Source organism: Methylobacterium tarhaniae (assembly GCF_001043955.1).
GTDB lineage: Bacteria > Pseudomonadota > Alphaproteobacteria > Rhizobiales > Beijerinckiaceae > Methylobacterium > Methylobacterium tarhaniae.
In genome coordinates, this window is the sequence record NZ_LABZ01000385.1 from 1 (window position 1) to 973 (window position 973).

The 973-nt window shown below is 52.1% G+C and carries 1 protein-coding gene; it reads left to right on the top strand.

The window, feature by feature from the left end; all coding sequences use genetic code 11:
- Positions 1-270: 270 nt before the first annotated feature.
- The coding region (locus VQ03_RS32415) for an FkbM family methyltransferase (RefSeq protein ID WP_083468326.1) at positions 271-973 on the top strand (703 nt) is incomplete at its 3' end.

Below are 973 nucleotides of genomic sequence, written 5' to 3' on the forward strand. Positions count from 1 at the left end.
CTGCGGCCGCTGCTGCACTACCGTTCCATGCCAGGACGTTCGAGTGCTGTCGCTTGGCGCAGCCAGGTTCCCTTCCAGGCGATCGCAGCCGGAGAGGCGGATGCGATCACGGCCGCCTTGAGGAGGCCAGAATGTGGTGCAATAAACGCTCACAGATCTGCGTAGCTTCCGCTGAGCTTTAATGTTAGAACCAGCCTCAAGGGTTCGAAAATCGCTTGGAAGCAGCAATTTGCTTCGACGTGCAAAAACTTATCTAAAAAGGCCGTTACAATGAAACAAATCGGAAGCCTTTTTTTCCCGGACCGGGAGAAGCATTTTCAGAAATTTGCTGATGACATTCGCGGTTATCAGAAAGCTCAGCGTGATTATGCATATCAATTTGTCGATGACTGGAAATGCGCTGTCGATGTGGGAGCTAATGTCGGTATATTCTCTTGTGATTTTGCGAACTATTTCGAAAAAGTTGTCGCGATTGAGCCACTCCGTGACAACATTGCGTGTCTCGAGCGGAATGTTCCTGAGAATGTCGAGATTGTGAGATGTGCCGTCGGTAATCGGGAGGGGCAATGCGAGATGGCTCTTCCCGGTTCGACCTTGGGCAACGCGTACATCGTCGGAGTCACAGGCGGCGCTGCCGCAGACGGAAAGCTAGGCGCCCGGGATATCGAAAAGGTCGATATTAAGACCATTGATTCACTCAATCTTGAGAACGTCAATCTTATCAAGATCGACGTGCAAGGGGCGGAACTCGTCGCTCTTCAGGGTGCCGTCGAAACGATCAAGAGGTGCCGTCCCGTCATCATGCTTGAGGAGAAGGCGGAGGGAGACGGTATTTATCAACTCGCAGAGGCTGAACACCTCCTCGAGTCACTCGGTATGACGCCCATGGACCGTGTAGGTGCCGATCGCATCTTCATCTTTGTGAACGGTCGCAACATCACTGTACCCAAACGTCCGACACATCTTGTTGATT